Genomic DNA, 22004 nt, shown 5'->3' with positions numbered 1-22004 from the left:
ATTTTTTAATCTAAGCTTAAATCCATCCGATGACATGTATGATGACAGACAATAAAACCTCTCCAACCTTATTAATTCATGCCATAAGGAAGGCTCCCCAATACATTCATACCGTTCAGCCTCCCTTGTTTCGTGCATCCACGATTATATTTCAATCGACAGCGCACCTTTTTGATCGGCATTGGACAGATGCCTATGATTATAGTTATGGCACACATGGGACTCCTACCACATACACCCTAGGCGACCAACTAGCGCAACTAGAAGGGGGAAAATACTGCCTGCTCGCACCAAGTGGCTTATCTGCCATTAATTTGGTTAATTCGACTTTTTTAAGTCAAGGAGATGAAGTTTGGGTTCCTGACAACATTTATGGACCGAACATGGAACATCTCAGAAATCTGCAACAACGCTACGGCATCATCGTCAAAGTTTATAATCCCATTGATGCAGACTCATTTACTCCTTCTGCAAAAACCAAACTGATTTGGCTTGAAGCCGCAGGCTCGGTCACCTTAGAATTTCCTGATCTTAAAAATCTGGTGAAAAAAGCGCAACAAGCCAGCGTATTAACCGCATTGGACAATACATGGGGTGCAGGACTGGCATTTAATGCTTTTGATTTTTCTGACGAACACTTGACGATTGACATCACCGTACATGCTTTGACCAAGTATCCAAGTGGTGGCGGTGACATATTGATGGGTAGTGTAATCACTCAGGATCAGACACTTCATCATCAACTTTTTAAAATGCATGCGACGCAAGGAATTTGTGTTTCAGGTGATGATAGTGCTCAAATTATCCGCAGCCTGCCACATATGTATTTACGCTATCAACAACAAGCCGAAAGTGCAAAAGTGTTATTAGAGTGGCTTAAACAACAATCTGAGTTTACACAAGTCTTGCATCCAACTGATCCGAATAGTCCTGGACATGAGTATTGGAAAGAAATTTGCATCGATGGGAAAAGCGCTGGACTGGTGAGTGTTATTTTTAATTCCAAATATGATATGCATGCGATTCGTCGATTTTGTGATGCCTTAACTTTATTTAAGCTTGGTTTTAGTTGGGGCGGACCAATGAGTTTGGTCATGCTTTATGATTTAAAACATATGCGAGTATTGCCAAATACACATTTACAACAGGGTTTACTGGTTCGCTTTTGTATAGGACTAGAATCAGCACAAGATTTAATACAAGATATTCAAAATGCACTTAAACAACTTAAATAGTGATAAGAACAGGAAAAAATATGGGCAAACCAATTGTTATTGCAAAAAAAACAACAGATATCAATCAAGATATTGTTTTACATTCTGAATTTGCTAACCGTCACGGTTTGATTGCGGGCGCAACGGGAACAGGTAAAACGATAACCTTAAAAGTTATGGCTGAAAATTTTTCTCGTATTGGGGTTCCCGTATTTTTAGCCGATGCCAAAGGTGACGTTTCCAGTATTGCGAAAGCAGGTAGTGACAATCCAAAGTTTGATGAACGTTTAAAATCACTAGGTATAGACAGTATTTCTTTTGCAGCATCCCCTACCATTTTTTGGGATTTATTTGCTGAACAAGGTCATCCTATTCGTACCACTGTATCCGAGATCGGGCCATTGCTACTGGCGCAAATGCTGAATTTGAATGATACGCAAGAAGGTGTACTTTCTGCTGTCTTTCGTATTGCTGATGATCAGGGTTTATTATTAGTTGATTTTAAAGATTTAAAAGCAATGCTGAGTTATGTCAGTGACAATGCAACTGACTTAAAAGCAGATTATGGAAATTTATCACCTGCAAGTTTAGGCGCAATTCAGCGAAATTTGCTGGCATTGGGCGATCAAGGTGGTGAACAATTTTTTGGTGAACCAAGTTTAAATATTCTGGATTTTATACAAACAGATAGCAATGGTCATGGTTACATCAATTTACTCGCTGCCGATAAATTAATGAATACACCGAAGTTGTACGCCACCTTTTTACTATGGATGCTTTCAGAATTATTTGAGCAATTACCAGAGGTTGGAGATCTGGATAAACCGAAACTGGTGTTTTTCTTTGATGAAGCCCATTTACTGTTTGATAATTCTAGCCCCGCCTTACAACAAAAAATTGAACAAGTGGTACGTTTGATTCGCTCCAAAGGTGTGGGAATTTATTTTATTAGTCAAAACCCATTAGATATCCCAGAAAATGTGTTAGGCCAATTGGGAAATCGAGTTCAGCATGCATTGCGTGCGTTTACTCCAAAAGATCAAAAAGCTGTAAAAACTGCTGCCGATACTTTCCGTGCCAATCCTGAATTTAAAGTTGATCAAGCGATTACCGAACTCGCGGTTGGTGAAGCATTAATTAGTTTTCTGGATGAACAAGGAACTCCACAAATTGTTGAACGTGGCTGGATTATGCCCCCCTACTCTGCATTTAGCCCACTCAGCGCTGACGAACGCAAGGCATTGATGTCGCAAAGTATTGTAGCTGGAGTATATGAGAAAGTTGTGGATCGAGATAGTGCTTATGAAATGTTGCAACGCAAGGTGTCTGAAAGTACAGCCCAACAGCAAGCACAAGAAAATGCAGCGCAACAAGCCAAACAACAGGAAGCTGATGCAAAGCAGCAAGCTAAAGAACAGGAACGTTTAGCACGAGAACAGCAAAAGGCAGATGAAAAAGCTCAGCGTGATCGTGACAAACTCACTCAAGATGTATTTGGAACTTTCGCGAAAAGTGCTGCACGAACACTGGGTGGCCCAACGGGACAAAAACTGGTACGTGGCTTACTAGGTTCCTTGTTTGGGAAACGTTAAGTAAACGTAATTTTGAAATTTTTTCGTAAAATTTTTAATTTGTTCTAACTGCCTTAATTACGGGTGACACGGAGGTTGCCCGATTAGGTTCAATAAATTTTAGCGGCTTTCACCGCAGTATAGTTTTGCCTATTTTGTCCAGAAACAACGTAGGTCGTCACTGACTCAAAAACATTTAATATTCTTTTACTATATCGATAACTTTATCCAAGCAAAAAAATAAGTTATTTTTTATATTTATTAAAAACAAATAGTTGTGGTTACTCTTTCAAAAAATCAATTAATTCTAAAAACACGATCTATTTAAACCCTTAATAAAAACAAGTCTTTTATTAGAAGATATATTGCAAATACATTTTATAAGATGTATTTTAAATACATCTTATATAGCCAGATAGAAGCTCTAGCCATGACTCCACAACAAATTGAACTTGTAAAATCAACAGTGCCTGTTTTGCGTGAACACGGTGTCGCCCTCACCAGTTACTTTTATAAACGTATGCTAGACAACCATCCTGAACTAAAAAATGTATTTAATCTGGATCATCAAGCGACAGGTCGTCAACCACGCGCCTTAGCCGCAGCAGTTTTAGCGTATGCAGAAAATATTGAACAGCCTGAAAAATTGGCAAAAGCAGTTGAGCACATCACGACTAAGCACGTCAGTTTAGATATTCAACCTGAACAATATTCTATTGTGGGCGAAAACCTACTGCATTCTATTAGTGAGGTACTCAATGTTCCATTTGAATCTGAGTTGATTGAAGCTTGGAAACAGGCTTACTTACAGTTAGCTGGAATTTTGATTGGTGTTGAAAAGCAAAAATATGATCAATTGGCTGCACAAAATGGTGGTTGGGCAGGTTGGCGTAATTTTAAAATTGTGTCGATCGAAGAACAAGCAGAGGGTAAATTATTCAGCATTTCCGCAGCCGATCAGCAAGCGATTCCCGCTGCAAATGCAGGCGAATATATTTCGGTCAAAGTCCATGTTCCAGCCAAAGGCATTGATCAGCCTCAACAATTTAGCTTTAGTTCAAATCAAGATAAAGCTCAGTATGGCTTTTTGGTTAAATCACAGCCCGAACACACTGAATATGATGTAGCAAATATTTTATTAAGCAATTATCAAGTGGGCGACGAGGTTGCAGTATCCGCTCCACTTAAAGGTTAAGCTTAGTTTTGTTACGCTATTTACGTCATTTAGTCATCCCTTTTAAGCCATTAAGCTCGGGAGTTTCCTTCGGGAAACTTTCAAGCTAATATGATCTTCATGGATTTCTGGTACTTAGCTAAACATGCAACTCAATAAATTTACCGATTATGCCTTGCGTATATTAATGTACATTTCACGCCCAAGTGAAATGCCATATACCATTGCAGAAATCGCACGGGATTTGCATGTTTCTCAAAATCATTTGGTCAAAATTGTTCATTTCATGGCAAAACAGGAATGGATCATCACCACACGGGGAAAAGGCGGTGGACTTCGTTTAAATCCCAAAGCGCTTGAACTGACATTGGGTAAAATTGTACGAATCCTACAGGGTGACCATCAGATTGTAGAGTGCAACACGCCACCCTGCGTATTGCGCGCGCACTGTGGATTAAAAGGTATTTTGGATCAGGCATTAGAAAGTTTTTATCTGGCACTTGATCAATACACGCTGGCCGATGTGTTGGCTGCCCCTCCCTCTGCTTCAAAGCATTCTCCCATTAATTTTGTTTCTATTCTTTCTTAATATGATTCTAATGATCTTAAAATTCGCGTGAATTGCTCTCATCCTTTATAATGTGTTTTAAATATATTTTGATTGTAAAAGTTAATCTCTATGCATCGCTATGCGAAATCCAAAGATACCAAAGCCCGACTCGCGCCTAAACAAAAAATTAGCTATGAGAAAACGGCGGATCCTGCAATTACTGAATATTCAGTAAAAGCACTCAATTGGCTACGCAAAGCTGAATTTTTAATGAGTGCGCCCAAGCTTGCACTTTGCGTAGAAGATACGGGTTACGAAATTGCATTTGCAGGGCGTTCCAATGCAGGCAAGTCAAGTGCAATTAACACCTTAACCAATCAAAAACAACTGGCGCGTGCTTCTAAAAAGCCAGGACGCACCCAAATGATTAACTTCTTTAGTTTGGGGAATCCTGATCAGCGTTTGGTAGATTTACCAGGTTATGGTTATGCGGCTGTCCCTGAAGAAATGAAACGCGTTTGGCAAAAAGAGTTGGAAAACTATCTGATTCATCGTCAAAGCTTACAAGGTTTAGTCCTGTTGATGGATATTCGTCATCCTTTGCAGCATTTCGATACCATGATGCTGGAATGGGCGCATTCACGTAAATTGTTTGTGCATATTTTGTTGACTAAAGCAGATAAAATGAATCGTGGCCCAGCCAACAAAGTACTGCTTGAAGTCAAACAAAGCCTTAAGAAAATGAAACTCAATTTTTCCATTCAATTGTTTTCATCGCTCAATAGACAAGGACTTGAAGAGTTAGCCAGCATCATGGCAGGTCGCTTAAATTATACGCTAGAGCATGAACCTGAGTTCGATTTAAGTCAGATCCCAGAAGCAACAATTGATGATGAGGATGAACCAGATTTAGTGCTAAAAGAAGAATAAATCACATCTTTTTATATCATATCATCACCTATTGATAACTGAATGTCCCTTATTGCAAAGCAAAATACAGGGGCATTTTTTATACTCTGAAAAAACCAGCAAAAGTTCGATAAGAACGAATAAAGGTAAGGACATGAGTATTATTTCATTTTTTAAGCGCAAATTACCTGGCTCTTCTATCCACTATCGTATTCAGCCACGTAAAGTAAAATTCGATTGGAAAGAAACCCCTGTTGACTGGATTCCAGAGCAACCCTTTGCCAGTTATTTTATTAATGAAATTAACAATATTTTACCTGCGGGTGAGTTTTGGTTTTGCCGCCTTTATAACAAAGTCTTGCCGCAAATTACCGATGAAAAACTCAAACAGGATGTACAGGCTTTTATTCGTCAGGAAGCGATGCATGCTAATGCCCATACATCAGCCAATAAAGAATATTTGTCGGCACGTAACATCGATATTCAGCGTAATCTGGAAATTATGAATTTTCTATTTACCAAACTGTTGGCAGATAAACCACTGGATATGGAAGTTCCTAAAATTCTGCAACACCAATGGGATTTATTTCGGTTAGGTGTGATTGCAACCGTTGAGCACATGACGTGTGTTTTGGGCAAATACGCGCTCTATAATCAAAAATGGCAGGAACTCGGTGCAGATCCTGAAATGGTCGATTTGGTTAAATGGCATGGTGCAGAAGAAATTGAACATCGTACCGTCGCCTTTGATTTATATCGTCATTTAGGTGGTGGTTATATTGCGCGTTATTATTTAAGCGTCGCCGTTATCGTTGGGGTACTTGGTTTATGGGTTGATGGCGCAGCACATATCATGAAACAGGATCCACGCTTTGCTGAACATAAGCCAAGTATATTGCGTCCGTGGATCTGGCTAGAGTGGTATAAACACGGTCGTAAAGACAACCAAATTTTACCGAGTCCAATCTGGCTTGTCATTCAGCAAATCGATTATCTCATGCCGTGGTATGACCCTGTAAAAGAAGGTAGTACGGAAGATGCTGTTCGTTATTTAGACCAATCACCAGCAGCAAAACGAGCGGTATTAGCAGCTGCTTAAACCTATAAATCATAAAAAAACAGAAGATGCCTTCTGTTTTTTTATTTTTAAAGCTTCTATGCTAATTTTTAAGAAGATTCAATATTATCGCCTTTGGCATAACGATCTACCACCACGCTAATCATCATATCGCCTTGTACATTTACTACTGTACGTACTGTATCTAAAATACGATCAATCGGCAGCAAAATTGCAATAGCTTCCGCAGGAAGTCCAACAGATTGTAAGACCATAATCATCGTCACCATTCCTGCACTTGGAATACCCGGTGCTCCTAATGACGCGATCATAGCCGTTAAACAAACAATCAATTGCTGCATAAGCGTTAAATCCATACCAACCAGATTAGCAATAAATAAAGCTGCTGCTGCTTCGTAAAGTGCTGTGCCATCCATGTTTAATTGCGTACCAAGAGGGATAACAAATCCAGCCGTTTGTGGTCGAACTTTTAAATTTTCCTGAGCACATTTCATACTTAATGGCATGGTGGCTGAACTGGAACTGGTAGCAAAAGCCGTAATAAGCGCTAAACGTGTCCCTTTAAAAAAAGTAACTGGATTCATTTTCCCAAAAATCCAGAGCAATAAAGGCAAAACGACAGCACCATGAAAAATAGTTGTGCCCGTAACGACTAAAGCAAACTCGGCCAAACTATTGAGTATTTTGATGTCTTCCGTTGCAATCAATTTTGCCAGTAAAGCCAAAATTCCTAGAGGAGCCAGTTTCATGACCCAACCAACCAACAGCATCATAATGTCAAAAAACTGTAGACTGAGCACACGTACAGACTGAAATCGCTCTCCGCCTTTAATTAACGCAGCCCCAATAAACAGGGCAAATACCACAACAGCCAAGACGTTACCATCACTAAAGGCTTTAAAAGGATTAATGAGCGTATTTTGAATAAAATTAGTAAGAAAAGTGGATGGCGATAAAGTAGCTGGGGCTTGATGCTGGCTCATTGCCTCACTAAATATAGCAATATCCATACCCTTGCCTACACCAAATAAGTGCGCACAGCTAATTCCTAAAATCAAAGCCAATGTGGTTGTAGTCAAACAACATAAGGCTGTAATTTTCCAGACACGACCAAACTGGCCACTGGCCTGTAAATTGGAAACCCCCACCACAATTGAAGAAAAGATAAGGGGTACCAATAACATTTTAAGTAACCCAATAAATATGCTACTGATTATACCAAGACCATATATGCTTTGATGAAAAAAGGCAGTGTCGGGATACAGGTTTAATAAAAATCCGAAAGCTATACCCAAAATAGCTGCAATTAAAATCTGTGTATTTAAGCTCATACCATCTAAATTTAAGTCATTCTTTGGAATTACTATGACATGCACGCCCCACAGAATCGAATATTTTTTAGCATATCTTCTGATATAAAAATAAAAAGCACCCTTCAAATTAGACTAAAAGTGTCCAACTTTCGGGGTGCAGTTCAGAATGAGGCTTTATTGGAGTCAAATTGATCTATTGTGTTTCAATTTCGCGAAGCCGTATAAGACCCTCCTGAACGGTGCTACATACGAGCTGACCGTTTTGCCACATACGCCCAAAATTTAGACCACGAGAGTTAGAAGTAACGGTTGCATCCATATCGTAGAGCATCCATTCATCTGCGCGCACTGGACGATGAAAATAAATCGCATGATCTATACTGGCACATTGCAAACTTGGAGATAAATAACTTAAACCATGCGGTTTTAAGGAAGTGGTCATTAAAGTAAAATCGGAATAGAACGCCACAATCGCTTGGTGTAATGCAATATCATCTAATTTTGCAGGAATACGATCATGTGTCCGCAAATAATGGGCATTTCTTGGTGCTTGTGGTTGGGGCTGAAATGGATTAACAGGATCAATGGGGCGAATTTCAATGTGTCGTTCGCGCATGAAACTTGCCCGCACATTTTCAGGAATAAAGCTTACCAGACCTTCTTTCAATTCATTTTCCGACTTTAGTTGTTCAGGCGCGGGATAGTCTGGCACTTCAGGCTGATAATTCAAACCTTCCTCTTGATCGGCAAATGATACCATCGCAGAAAAAATCGTTCGACCATGCTGAATAGCACGAACCTGACGACTAGAGAAACTACGACCGTCTCTTAAAGGATCGACTTCATAAATAATGGGTGCATTTACATCGCCGCCATATAAAAAGTAAGCATGCAGTGAATGAGCAGGACGATCTGTGGTATATGATGCAGCACGTAAAGCCTGCCCCAGAACTTGCCCACCAAATACGCGCTTACCAACCAAATTTCGGCTTATACCGCGGTATAAATGATCTTCAAGCTTTTCAAGAGATAAAAGCTCGACAAGTTCCTGAGTTAATGCATTCATGAGATACCTTTAAAGTGTCGGCGATTTAAAAACAATACATCTGTAAACTATAAAACAGATATACTGTATTTTTCCATAAATTCAGAGTGTAACCATAAAGATTAGTTGACTAGCATGTCACACTTTAGCATTGTTATTCGTATTTAAAATACGTTTTTTAACGATAAACACTAGCGCAGTCCATGTAATTTATCAGAAAATAGCCCATTGTTTTTCGCATCATTTCACTAAAGCAGTTCCTGCCCTTTTTGGTCGGAACATTTTTGTTTGAGTAGGAGTTGTTATGGCCAAGAGTGGCTTCGGTCAGATGTATCGACGACTGTCGAGTAAGTTACTTGACCTCGTGGTAACACCGCATGTTCTTGGGGAAGTCCCTTCTGAACCGACTGACATCCAGACCGCAGAACATCCTGCACAGAAAAAAGTCGTCTGCTATGTATTACAGAATTATTCACGTAGCAATGCTTTGGTCATTGATGGTGAAACACGTCGCTTACATTTAAAGCCTGCTTTAGATCCATTGGTGATAGAAGACTATAAGGAAAAAGCGTCGGTTTTATTCTTACAACATCATGATGAAAAGAATTTACTCAATCCGCCACCACACGCGTTTCCACCGCGATTGCTTCGGTTGATTGAGTTTTTGGACAAACATCCAGACTACGATATTGAGTTGGTGCCAGTCACTGTACTATGGGGACGTTCTCCTGATAAGGAAGATTCATGGTTTAAACTGTTATTTACCGATACTTGGGCGACACCTGGTAAAGTAAAACAGTTAATGAATATTGGCTTACATGGTCGTCAAACCTATGTCGAATTTCATGAACCGCAGTCTTTGCGTCAATTGGTCAATTATGCAACGACACATTATCCAAATCTTTCTTCTGCGACTTATATTGTCAGTACTTTGAATGATTATCTGGATGGTCAGCGTGAAGTCGTTCTCGGCCCAGATTTATCAGATCGTCGTAACGTGATGGAATCTTTGATCAAATCACGTGATGTACAAGATGCAATTCGCCGAGAAAGCATTCGTGGCAAAGTGAGTATGTTGGAAGCCGAACGCCGTGCGATTGGTTATTTAAATGAAATTGTTTCAGATTATTCCTATTCCGCTGTTCGTTTTGCGGATATGGCACTGACTCGGCTTTGGACACAGCTTTATGATGGTGTAGACGTACATAATTTTAGTACGGTGCGTGAACTGGCCAAGGACTATGAAATCATTTATACGCCTTGTCACCGTAGCCATATCGATTATTTACTGCTGTCTTATGTGATTTATCGTCGTGGTTTAATGGTGCCATACATTGCTGCTGGAGATAATTTAAACCTGCCATTTGTCGGTCAATTATTACGTGGTGGTGGCGCGTTCTTCATTCGCCGTTCATTCCGTGGAAATGGTCTGTACACATCAGTCTTTAAGGAATATCTATACAGCATTCTTTCTCGTAATACGCCACTTGAATACTTTATTGAAGGTGGACGTTCCCGTACTGGTCGATTACTTCCGCCTAAAACAGGCATGCTTGCCATGACCGTACATAGTCATTTGCGTGGACGTGCCAAACCGATCGTTTTCGTTCCGACCTATATTGGTTATGAACGTTTAATGGAAGGTTCAACCTATGTTGGTGAAATGCAGGGCAAACCAAAAGAAGCAGAATCAGTCTTTGGAATTGTCAAAACTTTACGCAAAATTGAGCGTATCTTTGGCAAAGTACATGTCAACTTTGGTGAACCTGTTTTTCTGGATGATTTACTTAAGGCGCATGGTGCAGATCAGATCAAAATTGAAAAAAATGATGATCCAATCCCACCGCAGGTTTCAGATGCAATCAACAGTTCAGCGCACGCTATCTTAGAAAATATCAACCGTGCCGTAGTAATCAACCCAGTTTCATTGCTGTCTCTGATTTTACTGGCAACTCCAAAACACACCCTAGATGAAGAACTTTGCATTAAACAACTTGATGCGTATCGCAATCTTGTCACTACGCTTCCTTATGATGAGCGCACTCAAGTTACGCCTTTGTCTGGTAAAGAAATCATTGCTTATGGTCTAAAACTTAAACTGATTAAGCGCGTTCAGCATGTATTGGGAGACATTATTGCCATTGAAGATAATCAGGCAGTATTGCTAACTTACTTCCGCAATAATATTTTGCACGCTTTTGTTCTCCCTTCGTTGATTGCAGCATTGGTTGAGCATAATGGCAAAATCAGTCAGAAAAATTTAATCAATGTGATTAAAACGTTGTATCCATTTTTACAGGCTGAATTATTCCTAAAATGGAAACCTGAACAACTGGAACAATATATTCACCAATACGCTGAAGCTTTAGTCAATGCAAAACTCATTGAACAAGATAGCGAAGGTGACTTGATTAGCCCTGCACCGAATTCAGAAGATCATAACCAATTGGTGATCTTAGCGGCTCCAGTCAAGCAAAGTCTGGAACGCTATTACATGACTTTGGCATTAATAGCACAACGTGGCTCAGGCAATATTTCGGTAAGACAAGTCGAAGATTTGAGCCATTTGCTTGGACAGCGTCTCTCTGTACTATATGAGTTTAATTCACCTGAATTTTTTGATAAATCTTTGTTCCAGAGCTTTATTAAAGTTCTAACCCAACAAGGTTATATCTGTACCAATGAGCAAGGTGCGATTGAATTTGAACGCAACTTTAGCAATATGGCTGAAGGCGCTAAACTGGTATTGGATGAAGCAACTTTGCAAATGTTGCAACATATTACAACCTTTAACGATGACGAACTTAAAGCAGCACTGGACGCAGTTGCATCGCAGCAGGCAAAACGTCGTTTAAAACGCAAAAAATCTTAAACGGTCTCTTTAGATATAAAAATGGCAACTTCGGTTGCCATTTTTATTTACCACATCTGACACTCAAAATATTGTGGTTCATCCTTACAGCGTAATTTTTTAATCAGTTTGACAAAGCGTGGATCATAGAAAAAATTCTGGGAATATTGATTTCGTATTTTGGCGATGACTAACTCATAAGCCTGTTTCTCCGATGCAGAAACATCCATCCAATAATAAGCGGGCAAACGATTTTCCCAACGCAACACTTGCCCAATTAAGACACTTGCCTGTCCTGCAAACCAGTTGCGTACAGTTACCCCAAATCCTGTTGGGTATTCGCTAGAACGAATCACAATATTTAAACCTGCATATACCACTGGAAAATTGATGACTCGCGTCGATTCGCCAAAATCTCTTTTAAGGTTATAAGGTAGCAGGCTATAAATTGGAATAGGTAAAATATCCACCTGATTATTTTTAAAAATATCTATCGCATTATCAAAATTTAATACGACAGGTTGAGCACGGACACTACGCACCAAAGCGCTTTGTGGCGGAATTTCAGCCAACACGCCAATACGTTTATTTTTTAAATCTGTCACTTTATAAATCGTTGGTGATTTAAGCATCATATAAGCCATTCCTAAAGGAATGAACCCAATCACTTCATATTCACCTTGTTGCATCGCTGGACGTAATGCAGATTGATTTAACAACTGAATAAAATGTTGCGCAGTCTTATTATTTGTAATAAATCCAACGCCCGAAGTACTTCCCATAAATGAATTATAATTTCGGGTATGAAAATTGGTTGCGACCAGACCCGAACATTTTTTTTGATCAAATTGTACAATTGCATCTGTTTCATGCTTATAAATTTTCAATTGCACATTGACCTGATCACGTTGTGCATAAAGCGTAATATCTTTTATACGCCGTGTAATATCCCCTTGCGCGCCAACGGGATCATACACACACCATGTCATGTCTGCGGCCTTCACCTGCTGCACAAAAGTAAGCAGGAGCAGACTTCCCAATGCGTTTTTAAACATATTCCCCGATCTACTATTTATCAATTTAATTTATTTATATATTTGCCCATACTTTTTAGTTTAATTAAATTATGAGTTTTGACCATGTGATTGCAAACGAATTATATAGTCATTAAAGCAAACTGGATGCTGTAATTGAAAACCCGTTTGCTGCATACGTGTCGCATACAACCGTTTTCCTGAGATTTGCTGACTATTAAGTTGCAACTGCGGTAAATCTAATTGTTGCTGAAACCACAGGATAATTTCATGTAAAGCTAAAGGTTGATTATTGGTCACGATATAAGATGAATCAACATCTTTTAATGTCGATAAATACGCTAAAAATCTTGCCAGATCATCAATATGAATGCGGTTGCTATAATGAATCTTTGGATAGCTGCTGGTGTTTTGTGCCATTTTTATCAAGCGCGCAACAGATTGTCCATAGATCCCAGAAGGTCGAATAATCACTGCCTGTTTCGGATATGCTGCCAGCCATTTTAATTCCATATCACGCAAGATTTGTCCTTGCTCATCTACGGGTTGAACGGGCGACTCATCATCTACCCGCTCGCCCTGATTTTCACCATATACTCGCGTAGATGACAGCACCATAATTCTTTGCACAGGATGCGATTTTAATGCATGAACGATTGGTTCAACCGAATCTACATAAATCTGCCGATAAGCTTCTACACTACTTTCTGAAGGGGTCAAAGCCACATAGACCAAATCAACTGGTGCAAGACTGTCCAGATGAAGATCATGCACATCTTGAATGAGGTGATTCGCGTACACATCTGTTTTCGGGCTACGGCTAATTGTGGTAATTTGATATTGCTGTTGATTCGAGTTCTGTTGAAATAGATATTGGGCAACGCGTTGAGATGTTTTACCATAGCCAATAAATAAAATATGCATGCATGATCCTGATTTAGTGGGTCCTGACTTGGAGAGATATGACTTCAGTCCAGCAGTTACAGGGTGTAGGCGGTGCTGCCGCTGCACTTTTGGAAAAACTCAATATTTTCACCACGGATGATCTACTTTTTCACCTGCCCCGTGATTATGAAGATCGTAGCACGGTCATTCCCATGAACCAACTGGTGGTTGGCCGTAGTTATTTGCTCGAAGGCGAAGTCAAATCACTCGATTTTCCACCTGGAAAACGCAAGTCTCTAGCAGCTTTACTTCAGGACGATACAGGCAAAGTTACCTTACGCTTTTATCATATTTATAAAAACCTAACCGATAAATTAAAAGCGGGTCATCGTTTACGAATCTTTGGTGAAGTACGGGTTGGTGCGCGCGGTCTGGAGATGTATCATCCTGAAATACAACTGGTGACAGAACACACTGCTTTACCCAAGACTCAGCTCACTGCGATTTACCCCAGTACCGAAGGTTTAACTCAACCGAAGTTACGTGAATACGTTAAACAGGCACTCAAACAATACAGTGATCATCTGCCTGAATTATTACCTGAACAATACACCAATGGTTATGCGCTTAAACAGGCTTTGCTCTATATTCACGAACCGCCTGTCGATGCCAATATGCAACAACTGGCTCAAGGTTCTCATCCTGCACAGCAACGTCTGATTTTTGAAGAACTGGTTGCTCATCAGGTGAGTCTATTGACGCGACGAGCTTATATCCGACAGATTGCCTCACCTCATTTTAGTCCTAGTCAAACGTTGGCAAAAGCACTGCTTGCAGGATTACCCTTCGAAATGACACAGGCACAAAAACGAGTGTCCAAAGAAATTGTCACCGATCTTAAGCAAAACAAACCCATGTTACGCTTGGTACAGGGCGATGTTGGTGCAGGTAAAACGCTGGTTGCTGCGCTTGCAGCTTGCCATACTTTAGAAGCCCAATGGCAAGTTGCGCTGATGGCACCGACTGAAATTTTGGCCGAGCAACATTATTTAAATTTTAAACGCTGGTTTGAACCGTTAGGTATTCGAGTCGCATGGCTATCTGGAAAACAAAAAGGTAAAGCCCGCTCACAGGCAGAACTAAGTATTAAAACTGGCGAAGCACAATTGGTGATTGGAACACACGCCCTGTTTCAGGACAATGTTGAATTTGCCAAATTGGGGCTGGTGATTATTGATGAACAACATCGGTTTGGGGTCGATCAACGTCTGGCTCTGCGCAATAAAGGAAGTGATCAACTTACGCCACACCAGTTGGTGATGACGGCAACTCCTATTCCCCGTACACTGGCAATGAGTGCCTATGGGGATCTGGACACCTCTATTATCGATGAGCTTCCGCCGGGACGTACTCCTATTCAGACTGTCACCGTTCCACTTGATCGACGTGAACAGGTTTTAAATCGTATTGCCAGTAATTGTCGTGAAGGTAAACAAGCCTATTGGGTATGTACACTGGTCGAGCAATCGGAAACCCTTGATGCTCAAGCAGCTGAAGCAACGTATCAGGAAATGAAAGAACGCTTTCCTGAACTGAATATCGGTCTAGTGCATGGCAAAATGAAAGCAGATGAAAAGCAAAATGTCATGCAGGCATTTAAAGACAATCAATTGCAACTACTCATTGCCACCACAGTCATTGAAGTCGGGGTGGATGTCCCAAATGCTTCTATTATGGTGATTGAAAATGCTGAACGGCTTGGACTCTCCCAACTCCATCAATTACGTGGTCGCGTCGGGCGAGGCGCAACTGCCAGTTTTTGTGCGCTATTGTATAAATCGCCCCTCTCACAAAATGGACATGAACGCTTATCCATTTTAAGAGAAAGTAATGATGGTTTTGTGATTGCTGAAAAAGATCTGGAAATTCGCGGTCCAGGGGAACTATTGGGCACCAAACAAACGGGTGATATGGGATTTCGAGTAGCTCGTCTGGAACGCGATGATCATTTGCTGACACAGGCACATTATGTTGCCGAACAAGTTTTAAAAAACTATCCAAAGCAGGCCGATGCTTTACTTAAACGTTGGCTACCAGAGGCTCCGCGTTATGCCTATGTTTGATTATTTTAAAGCAACGTTACAACAATTCGGACAAAAAATACTCCCTTGTCGTCTATGTGAATCCAGTCCGCGTTTAAAACATTATGTGCTGTGTAAAAGTTGCTGGCTGCAATTACCTTGGCTTAAGCAACCGATCAATCGACACGAATTACAGATCATGGCGGCTTGTTATTATCATTATCCAATTGATCGTATTTTGCAGCAGTTTAAATATAAACAGAAATTACATCATCAGCCTTTATTAGATCAATTACTTGCTCAGATTAAGCATCCTAAAGTTCAAGCTATTGTCCCAATGCCGATTTCAGACGCACGCTTAATTGAACGAGGTTACAATCAGTCCTTGCTTTTGGCACAACAACTTGCAAAAAAGCTAAATGTTCCTATTTGGCAGCCTATTCATCGACTAGAACAACACTCTCAAAAGGGACTCAATCGGCTTGAACGAATTCAAGGCATTGAGCAACAGTTTGTACTGTTAGAAAAACCCAAAATTCGCTACAGAAAAGTCTTGATCATCGATGATGTCGTCACGACTGGCAGCTCAATTTATGCTTTGCATCAAGCATTGCAATTATTAGGCTGCCAGCAGATCTATGCATGTTGCATTGCGGCTGTAACAGATAAAGCATCTAAACCTGTAAATAATCTCGACACCACGGCATAACCACTTCACGTGTTAAAGGGGCAAGCGAAGTAACACGATCATCCAGTGACACCCATTTCATTTCAGCAATTTCAGCAGCAATGTGTGGCACTTGCTTTAACTGTGCCAAATAAACATAGCTAATCAGTTGATGATCAGGCTCATTGGCGGTTGCTGTTTCAAATCGACCCACAAATTGATCAATCTGAATATCACAGCCAATCTCCTCCTTTATTTCTCTTTCAATCGCCTGCTCAGGTGGTTCATTTAGTTCTAGCTTGCCACCTACTTGCATAAAAACTTGGGTATTTTTCTTACGCACCACCAATAGCTCATGTGCATCATTTAAAATAATCGCGGCAGCAACTGTAATTTTCTTCACATCAACTTTTCTCACAATGATGTCTCAGCGTTAAGGATGGACTTCAGCCTGTGTCCCCCACTTCGGCGCAGCAGGTCGATAATGCTCAAATGTATTTAAAATCACATCAATCTGATCCGACGCAATCAATTTTTCTACAAATCGCGCCTGAGTAAAACCTTTATCTGCCGTTGTCTGAATCATTTTAAGTAAATCATCATAGAAACCTTGAATATTTAAAAATGCACATGGTTTTTGATGAATACCCAACTGCGACCATGTCCATTGTTCAAAAATTTCTTCCAGTGTGCCCGCACCACCTGGTAATGCAATAAAGCCATCCGCTAAATCTGCCATTTTGGTTTTGCGCTCATGCATATTTTTGACAATATGCAATTCGGTCAGATGAGGATGTGCCAATTCACGATCAACAAGAGCTGTAGGAATCACACCAACAACACGCCCTCCCGCCTGTAAGGCACTATCGGCAACTACTCCCATTAGACCAGAACGTCCACCACCATACACCAGCGTTTTGCCTTGTTTAGCAATAGTTTGACCCGTTAGTTGGGCTGCTTGTAAAAATAAAGGATCTGTGCCAACGGCTGAACCACAAAAAATACAGATTGAATTCATAAAACTTTTAACCATGTTTTTAAGCTGTCATGCTTACAATATAAGCTTAAGCGAGATTTTTTCAGAAAAAACGATAACAATGAGTGTTTTTAAGTGAATCCTTGTCTAAAATACACCCATCAAAATTATCCATACTGCGCAAGGGAGAAAAGACATTATGCTTGAAGCCTTTTACGCCACAGAGCGCGGTAGCCTTGAAGATGCAACCATCAATGGTGGGTTTGATCTACATCAAGATCTGGTGTGGATCGATTTAATTGCGCCCTCTCAAGAAGAGCAACAATGGGTCATTGATGCTTATGACCGAAATTTACCTACCCTCAAGTCATTAGAAGACATTTCATCCTCTGCTCGATTTTACCGCGATGATGATGGAATTTTGCATATCAGCACCTATTTTTTAACGAAAAATAAAAATTATCAGGTCGATGGCGATAATGAAGATACCAGTCATATCTTAGCTACAGTCCAAACGGTCGCTTTTATTTTACATAAAGATCGATTATTTACCATGCGCGGTGAAAAACTCGTCGCTTTTCGTGCTTTTCGTGCTCGTGCACGACGCAATGACTATGACATGGATTATAAAGATCCAACTTGGATCTTACTCGGTTTACTCGAAGCGAAACTCGATGAGCTTGCGGATATCCTTGAAGATATCCACAAGGATTTGGAAAAATACTCAACCGAAGTCCTCAACAATCATCATCGTGAAAAGATTTTAGATCTGGATGACATGATTACTCGTTTGGCACAACAAGAAGATGTACTAGGTAAAGCTCAACTTTGTTTGATTGATTTACGTCGTGTCCTGACTTTTTTATCTCGTCCACGTGCTTTAGGCAGTCATATTTACGATGCGGATATTCGAGAATTAAGTGAAGATGTCCGCTCACTAGTAGAACACGATGCTTTTCTTTTCCAAAAAGTTCGTTTCTTACTTGATACCACGTCTGGATTTATTAACACCGAACAGAATGATACCATTCGTCGATTCTCCATTTTACCAAGTATGCTTGCACCACCTATGCTGGTCGCAAGTATCTATGGTATGAACACGCAAGAATTGCCCTTTGCACATGGTTCGATGAGTTTTTTAACCGTTGCGATTATTATCTTCGTTTCCTTTGTTGGACCAATGATTTATTTCCGCTGGAAGAAGTGGGTTTAAATATTTTAGAGCTAAGAAAAGCACCAATTTTGGTGCTTTTCTTATTAAAATTTAACTAGCTGCGAAGCAGTGTCAAATCATCCTGTAAATGGCAAGACTGGATAATTTTCATCATTTTTTCAGGGACGTCCTGAAAATGTAATCCTTGCGCATTAGGTGTTTTTCTTAACCATTGCACTAAAACCGCCAATGCCAAGGTACTGCCGTGCTGTAATTGGCTTAAATTTACCACCACAGGAAATTGTTGATGTTGTTGAATCAAACGCAAACCATCTTGATAAACAGTTTGTGCATTTTCAAAATCAATCTTTCCTGACAGCACCAATTGCTGATCGACGATTTCAATCACAATAAACCTTCACTTATTTCTTGTTTACAGCCGCATCAGCGTCTGGTTTAAAGTTGGCAATCGCTTTATCCAGATTACCACCATTACGCTGCACTGTTGACGCAAACTGATTACGGAACTGTAAGCCTAAATCGATACCCGAAACATTAATATTACGGATTTTCCATTGGCTTCCCGCATCACTTAATTGGAAAGAAACAGGGATCTTTTCGCCTTTGTTATTGAAATCAATGGTTACCACAGGATTACGGCTACCAGTTTCTTTATAAGGACGCATGGTATAGCTTTGATTGCTGTATTTTGCAAACGCTGTGCCATAGTTTTCAATCAAAGTTTCGCGAAAGTTCTTTTCAAACTGCGCACGTTGTGCCGCTGTACTGTTTTGATTAGTCGCATAAGTTCCCATCACGATACGAGTAAACGCTTGTGAATCGATATAGGGATCAAGGTTCTGACGTACAATCGCTTTTACAGCAGTAGGATTGCTCTGCAACTTAGCGTGGTCTGCTTGTAAACGCGAAATAAAATTATCAGCAACACGTTTGATAAACGCAGGAGGCGCTTCCGCAGGCGCAGCAAATGCAGTGCCAGCAAGTAAAGTTGATAATACACTTGCCGTTAGGGTTTGTTTGAACAACGTCTTCACAAGAATCGCTCCTTAAAAATTACTCAACAAAAGAAGGTTCGGCACTGTTAGATGTAGCTGCCTGCGGCTGTGATGCCGAGTCTTCTGCCGGGCTACCCGATGATGATTTATTGGCACCACCAGTAATGAACTTGCTAATCAGATCCTCAAGATCCATTGTACCTTGAGTATTGGTGATGGTTTCATCACGTTTTAAATAGTTAAATCCACCGCCTGGTACAATTTTGAGATACTTTTCACCCAAAAGACCATTGGTAGCTATCATTATATAAGCATCTTCATCGATATTGGTGATGGATTTCATGTTGGCAATCAGTTTCTGTTCCATTTCTTTTTGTTGCACAGCATTTGCCTGCGTGTAGTCAGAACTGTAACGTAATTCATCCAATGCATTTTGCTGAACTGCTTTTAACTGTTCGGCATTAAATGAAGTCAACTTTCCATCAAGATCAAAATTGACTGTTGCCAACCGTGTAACTGGATCAAGCGTAATCGACTCAACCCGCCCCACTGTAACACCACTCATGGTGACTTTGGCGCGTGGCTTAAGACCGTTCACGTTATCAAAACGTGCTGTCATGTGATAACTGTCATTTAAATTTGTACCGACAAGGCCACTGACTTTCATCGCCAAAAAAAACAAAGCCACGCCAAAGATAATGACAAAAATCCCTACGGCCAGCTCACTAGTACGTGATTTCATTAAACACCTCCGAACATGACCGCAGTCAACACAAAATCAAAACCTAAAACACACAGCGATGAATACACCACTGTACGAGTGGTTGATGTCGCAATACCTTCTGAAGTCGGTTCACAGGCATAGCCCTGATAAACCGCAATCCATGTACAAATCAGGGCAAATACAATACTTTTAATTACTGTTCCATTAAAGATGTCATGCATAAACTGAATCGAGTTTTGCATGCCACTCCAGAATGAGCCATCATCAGCCCCCAGAAAATCAACGCCCACAATTTTACCGCCAAAAATACCAATTGCAGCAAAAATAATCGAGAGCATGGGTAAACTGACAATACCCGCCCACAATCTTGGAGAAACCACACGTTTTAATGGGTCAACCCCAATCATTTCCATACTGGAAAGTTGTTCAGTCGCTTTCATTAATCCAATTTCAGCGGTTAGTGCAGAACCAGCACGACCAGCAAATAACAAAGCTGCCACAACTGGCGCTAGCTCACGCAATAAGGTCAACGCAATTGCTGTACCCAACATTGCTTCACTACCAAAGGTCACCAGAATGTTATACATCTGCAAACCAAGAACTGCCCCAATAAATAATCCAGATACTGAAATGATTAATAAGGACATTACACCGACACGGTACATTTGATATACGAATCGGCTAAAACCACCCGCAGAAGGTAAAGAAAAGATAATTTGCAGCAACATTACAGTTGCTTCACCAATTCCACGCATCCGCTCAATTACAACTCGACCTAACCAGGCAATCGCATTCATGGATGTACCTCGTTATTTAAATATGCTTGATGACTAAATTGATATTCAACCGGCCCTTCAGGGGAACCTGTCAAAAATTGTTTTACAAAGGGTGAAGCTGAAGCCTGTAATTGGGCAGGTGTGCCTTCACCCTGAATTTTGCCTTCTGCAATTACATAAATATAATCTGAAATTTCCAGTGTTTCAGCGACATCATGAGAGACAATAATTGTAGTTAGATCAAGTGCTTCACGCAGTGAACGGATCAAACGAGTCAGCACACCCTTTACAATCGGATCTTGTCCAGCAAAAGGTTCATCATACATAATCAAATCAGGATCAAGGGCAATAGCACGAGCCAATGCAACTCGGCGGTTCATCCCGCCTGAAAGTTCACTTGGCATTAAATGTTCTGTACCACGCAAACCAACTGACTCTAATTTAAGTCCGACCAACTCTGCAATCAAATGTTCAGGCAAATCTGTATGCGCACGAATTGGAAATGCAACGTTTTCATACACAGACATATCGGTAAACAAAGCACCGCTTTGAAACAACATCCCCATACGTGCCCGCGCAGCAAATAATTCCTGACGTGACATGCTGGCAATATCTTTACCATCCAGTAAAACTTCGCCACGATCTGGGGTCAATTGACCACCAATCAGACGTAATAGTGTTGTTTTTCCTGTTCCAGATGGGCCCATAATGCCTGTAATTTGACCACGTCGAATGGTTAAATCAACATTTTCATAGATGATACGTTCCCCTCGATTGAAACCCAGATTTTTCACTTCTATGAGTGCCTGAGCCGTCGAGAGTATTGGATTATTCATAGCAGTATATGTTCCTGCATATTTTTAAGCTTGCATAATATAGCATTGAATGTTTAGGTAATTCTTGTTATTTAACAATGAAACGACCAATTACTTAATCAATTGAATGTTATCACTTTGGTCATGCGGTATTGCAAAAGTTTCGGAAGAA

21 protein-coding genes are annotated in these 22004 nt (G+C 40.4%); 10 read left to right on the top strand and 11 right to left on the bottom strand.

Annotation, left to right across the window (positions count from 1 at the left end):
* The first annotated feature begins 41 nt into the window (after window positions 1-41).
* The 6 genes from A7A69_RS16125 (at window position 42) to A7A69_RS16100 (ending at window position 6517) form a co-directional block, all read left to right on the top strand.
* On the top strand, window positions 42-1235 hold the full coding sequence (locus A7A69_RS16125) for a PLP-dependent transferase (protein ID WP_152878612.1): 1194 nt from the start codon (window positions 42-44) through the stop codon (window positions 1233-1235).
* Between the two features lie 20 nt (window positions 1236-1255).
* A complete protein-coding gene (locus tag A7A69_RS16120) occupies window positions 1256-2806 on the top strand; it encodes a helicase HerA-like domain-containing protein (protein ID WP_152878611.1) in 1551 nt (516 codons plus the stop codon).
* Between the two features lie 409 nt (window positions 2807-3215).
* Complete coding sequence (locus A7A69_RS16115) at window positions 3216-3980, top strand: globin domain-containing protein (protein WP_151981254.1); 765 nt, start codon at window positions 3216-3218, stop codon at window positions 3978-3980.
* Between the two features lie 124 nt (window positions 3981-4104).
* On the top strand, window positions 4105-4548 hold the full coding sequence (locus A7A69_RS16110) for an RrF2 family transcriptional regulator (protein ID WP_152878610.1): 444 nt from the start codon (window positions 4105-4107) through the stop codon (window positions 4546-4548).
* A gap of 90 nt (window positions 4549-4638) precedes the next feature.
* Window positions 4639-5439 carry a ribosome biogenesis GTP-binding protein YihA/YsxC gene (gene yihA, locus A7A69_RS16105; protein ID WP_120370469.1) on the top strand — a complete coding sequence of 267 codons (801 nt, stop codon included), beginning with the start codon at window positions 4639-4641 and terminating at the stop codon, window positions 5437-5439.
* Between the two features lie 133 nt (window positions 5440-5572).
* A complete protein-coding gene (locus A7A69_RS16100) occupies window positions 5573-6517 on the top strand; it encodes a metal-dependent hydrolase (protein ID WP_151981251.1) in 945 nt (314 codons plus the stop codon).
* Window positions 6518-6585: 68 nt separating this feature from the next.
* Here A7A69_RS16100 and A7A69_RS16095 read toward each other — a convergent pair whose 3' ends face one another.
* Window positions 6586-7827, bottom strand: a complete 1242-nt coding sequence (locus A7A69_RS16095) for a dicarboxylate/amino acid:cation symporter (protein WP_152878640.1) — start codon at window positions 7825-7827, stop codon at window positions 6586-6588.
* Between the two features lie 175 nt (window positions 7828-8002).
* A complete protein-coding gene (locus A7A69_RS16090; RefSeq protein ID WP_120370472.1) occupies window positions 8003-8875 on the bottom strand; it encodes an acyl-CoA thioesterase in 873 nt (290 codons plus the stop codon).
* 283 nt (window positions 8876-9158) lie between these two features.
* On the opposite strand from A7A69_RS16090, the gene plsB reads away from it, so the two are divergent.
* The gene (plsB, locus tag A7A69_RS16085; RefSeq protein WP_120370473.1) at window positions 9159-11726 is read left to right on the top strand and encodes a glycerol-3-phosphate 1-O-acyltransferase PlsB; all 2568 of its coding nucleotides are present in this window, start codon (window positions 9159-9161) and stop codon (window positions 11724-11726) included.
* 47 nt (window positions 11727-11773) lie between these two features.
* On the opposite strand, the gene A7A69_RS16080 is transcribed toward plsB, so the two are convergent.
* Both A7A69_RS16080 and A7A69_RS16075 read right to left on the bottom strand, forming a co-directional pair.
* Window positions 11774-12760: a putative solute-binding protein gene (locus A7A69_RS16080; protein ID WP_152878609.1), complete on the bottom strand. Its 987-nt coding sequence runs from the start codon at window positions 12758-12760 to the stop codon at window positions 11774-11776.
* A 69-nt stretch (window positions 12761-12829) separates the two neighbouring features.
* On the bottom strand, window positions 12830-13663 hold the full coding sequence (locus A7A69_RS16075) for an NAD-dependent epimerase/dehydratase family protein (RefSeq protein ID WP_152878608.1): 834 nt from the start codon (window positions 13661-13663) through the stop codon (window positions 12830-12832).
* Window positions 13664-13701: 38 nt separating this feature from the next.
* Between A7A69_RS16075 and recG the strand changes: the two genes are divergently transcribed.
* Both recG and A7A69_RS16065 read left to right on the top strand, forming a co-directional pair.
* Entirely contained in the window at window positions 13702-15747 is a 2046-nt protein-coding gene (gene recG / locus A7A69_RS16070; protein WP_152878607.1) for an ATP-dependent DNA helicase RecG, read from the top strand.
* The gene (locus A7A69_RS16065; protein WP_152878606.1) at window positions 15734-16414 is read left to right on the top strand and encodes a ComF family protein; all 681 of its coding nucleotides are present in this window, start codon (window positions 15734-15736) and stop codon (window positions 16412-16414) included. Before recG ends, A7A69_RS16065 begins: the two co-directional genes overlap by 14 nt.
* Here A7A69_RS16065 and A7A69_RS16060 read toward each other — a convergent pair.
* Together A7A69_RS16060 and A7A69_RS16055 are read right to left on the bottom strand one after the other, a co-directional pair.
* Window positions 16380-16775: an NUDIX domain-containing protein gene (locus tag A7A69_RS16060; protein ID WP_187349252.1), complete on the bottom strand. Its 396-nt coding sequence runs from the start codon at window positions 16773-16775 to the stop codon at window positions 16380-16382. The genes A7A69_RS16065 and A7A69_RS16060 overlap by 35 nt on opposite strands.
* A gap of 30 nt (window positions 16776-16805) precedes the next feature.
* Window positions 16806-17390: an LOG family protein gene (locus tag A7A69_RS16055; protein WP_120370478.1), complete on the bottom strand. Its 585-nt coding sequence runs from the start codon at window positions 17388-17390 to the stop codon at window positions 16806-16808.
* A 157-nt stretch (window positions 17391-17547) separates the two neighbouring features.
* Here A7A69_RS16055 and A7A69_RS16050 point away from each other — a divergent pair, with 157 nt between their 5' ends.
* The gene (locus A7A69_RS16050; protein ID WP_120370479.1) at window positions 17548-18561 is read left to right on the top strand and encodes a CorA family divalent cation transporter; all 1014 of its coding nucleotides are present in this window, start codon (window positions 17548-17550) and stop codon (window positions 18559-18561) included.
* A gap of 55 nt (window positions 18562-18616) precedes the next feature.
* Here A7A69_RS16050 and A7A69_RS16045 read toward each other — a convergent pair whose 3' ends face one another.
* Genes A7A69_RS16045 through A7A69_RS16025 form a run of 5 tightly spaced genes read right to left on the bottom strand, consistent with a single transcriptional unit; the run spans window position 18617 to window position 21853 of the window.
* Window positions 18617-18910: an STAS domain-containing protein gene (locus tag A7A69_RS16045; RefSeq protein ID WP_120370480.1), complete on the bottom strand. Its 294-nt coding sequence runs from the start codon at window positions 18908-18910 to the stop codon at window positions 18617-18619.
* A gap of 13 nt (window positions 18911-18923) precedes the next feature.
* Window positions 18924-19556: an MlaC/ttg2D family ABC transporter substrate-binding protein gene (locus A7A69_RS16040; protein WP_120370481.1), complete on the bottom strand. Its 633-nt coding sequence runs from the start codon at window positions 19554-19556 to the stop codon at window positions 18924-18926.
* 19 nt (window positions 19557-19575) lie between these two features.
* A complete protein-coding gene (gene mlaD / locus A7A69_RS16035; protein WP_152878605.1) occupies window positions 19576-20259 on the bottom strand; it encodes an outer membrane lipid asymmetry maintenance protein MlaD in 684 nt (227 codons plus the stop codon).
* Window positions 20259-21038: a lipid asymmetry maintenance ABC transporter permease subunit MlaE gene (mlaE, locus tag A7A69_RS16030; protein ID WP_120370483.1), complete on the bottom strand. Its 780-nt coding sequence runs from the start codon at window positions 21036-21038 to the stop codon at window positions 20259-20261. Before mlaE ends, mlaD begins: the two co-directional genes overlap by 1 nt.
* Window positions 21035-21853, bottom strand: a complete 819-nt coding sequence (locus A7A69_RS16025) for an ABC transporter ATP-binding protein (protein ID WP_151982334.1) — start codon at window positions 21851-21853, stop codon at window positions 21035-21037. Before A7A69_RS16025 ends, mlaE begins: the two co-directional genes overlap by 4 nt.
* Window positions 21854-22004 lie beyond the last annotated feature (151 nt).

Origin of the sequence: Acinetobacter guerrae, assembly GCF_009372255.1 — a bacterium.
GTDB classification, from domain to species: Bacteria; Pseudomonadota; Gammaproteobacteria; order Pseudomonadales; family Moraxellaceae; genus Acinetobacter; species Acinetobacter guerrae.
This window is presented reverse-complemented; position numbering and strand designations above follow the sequence as displayed.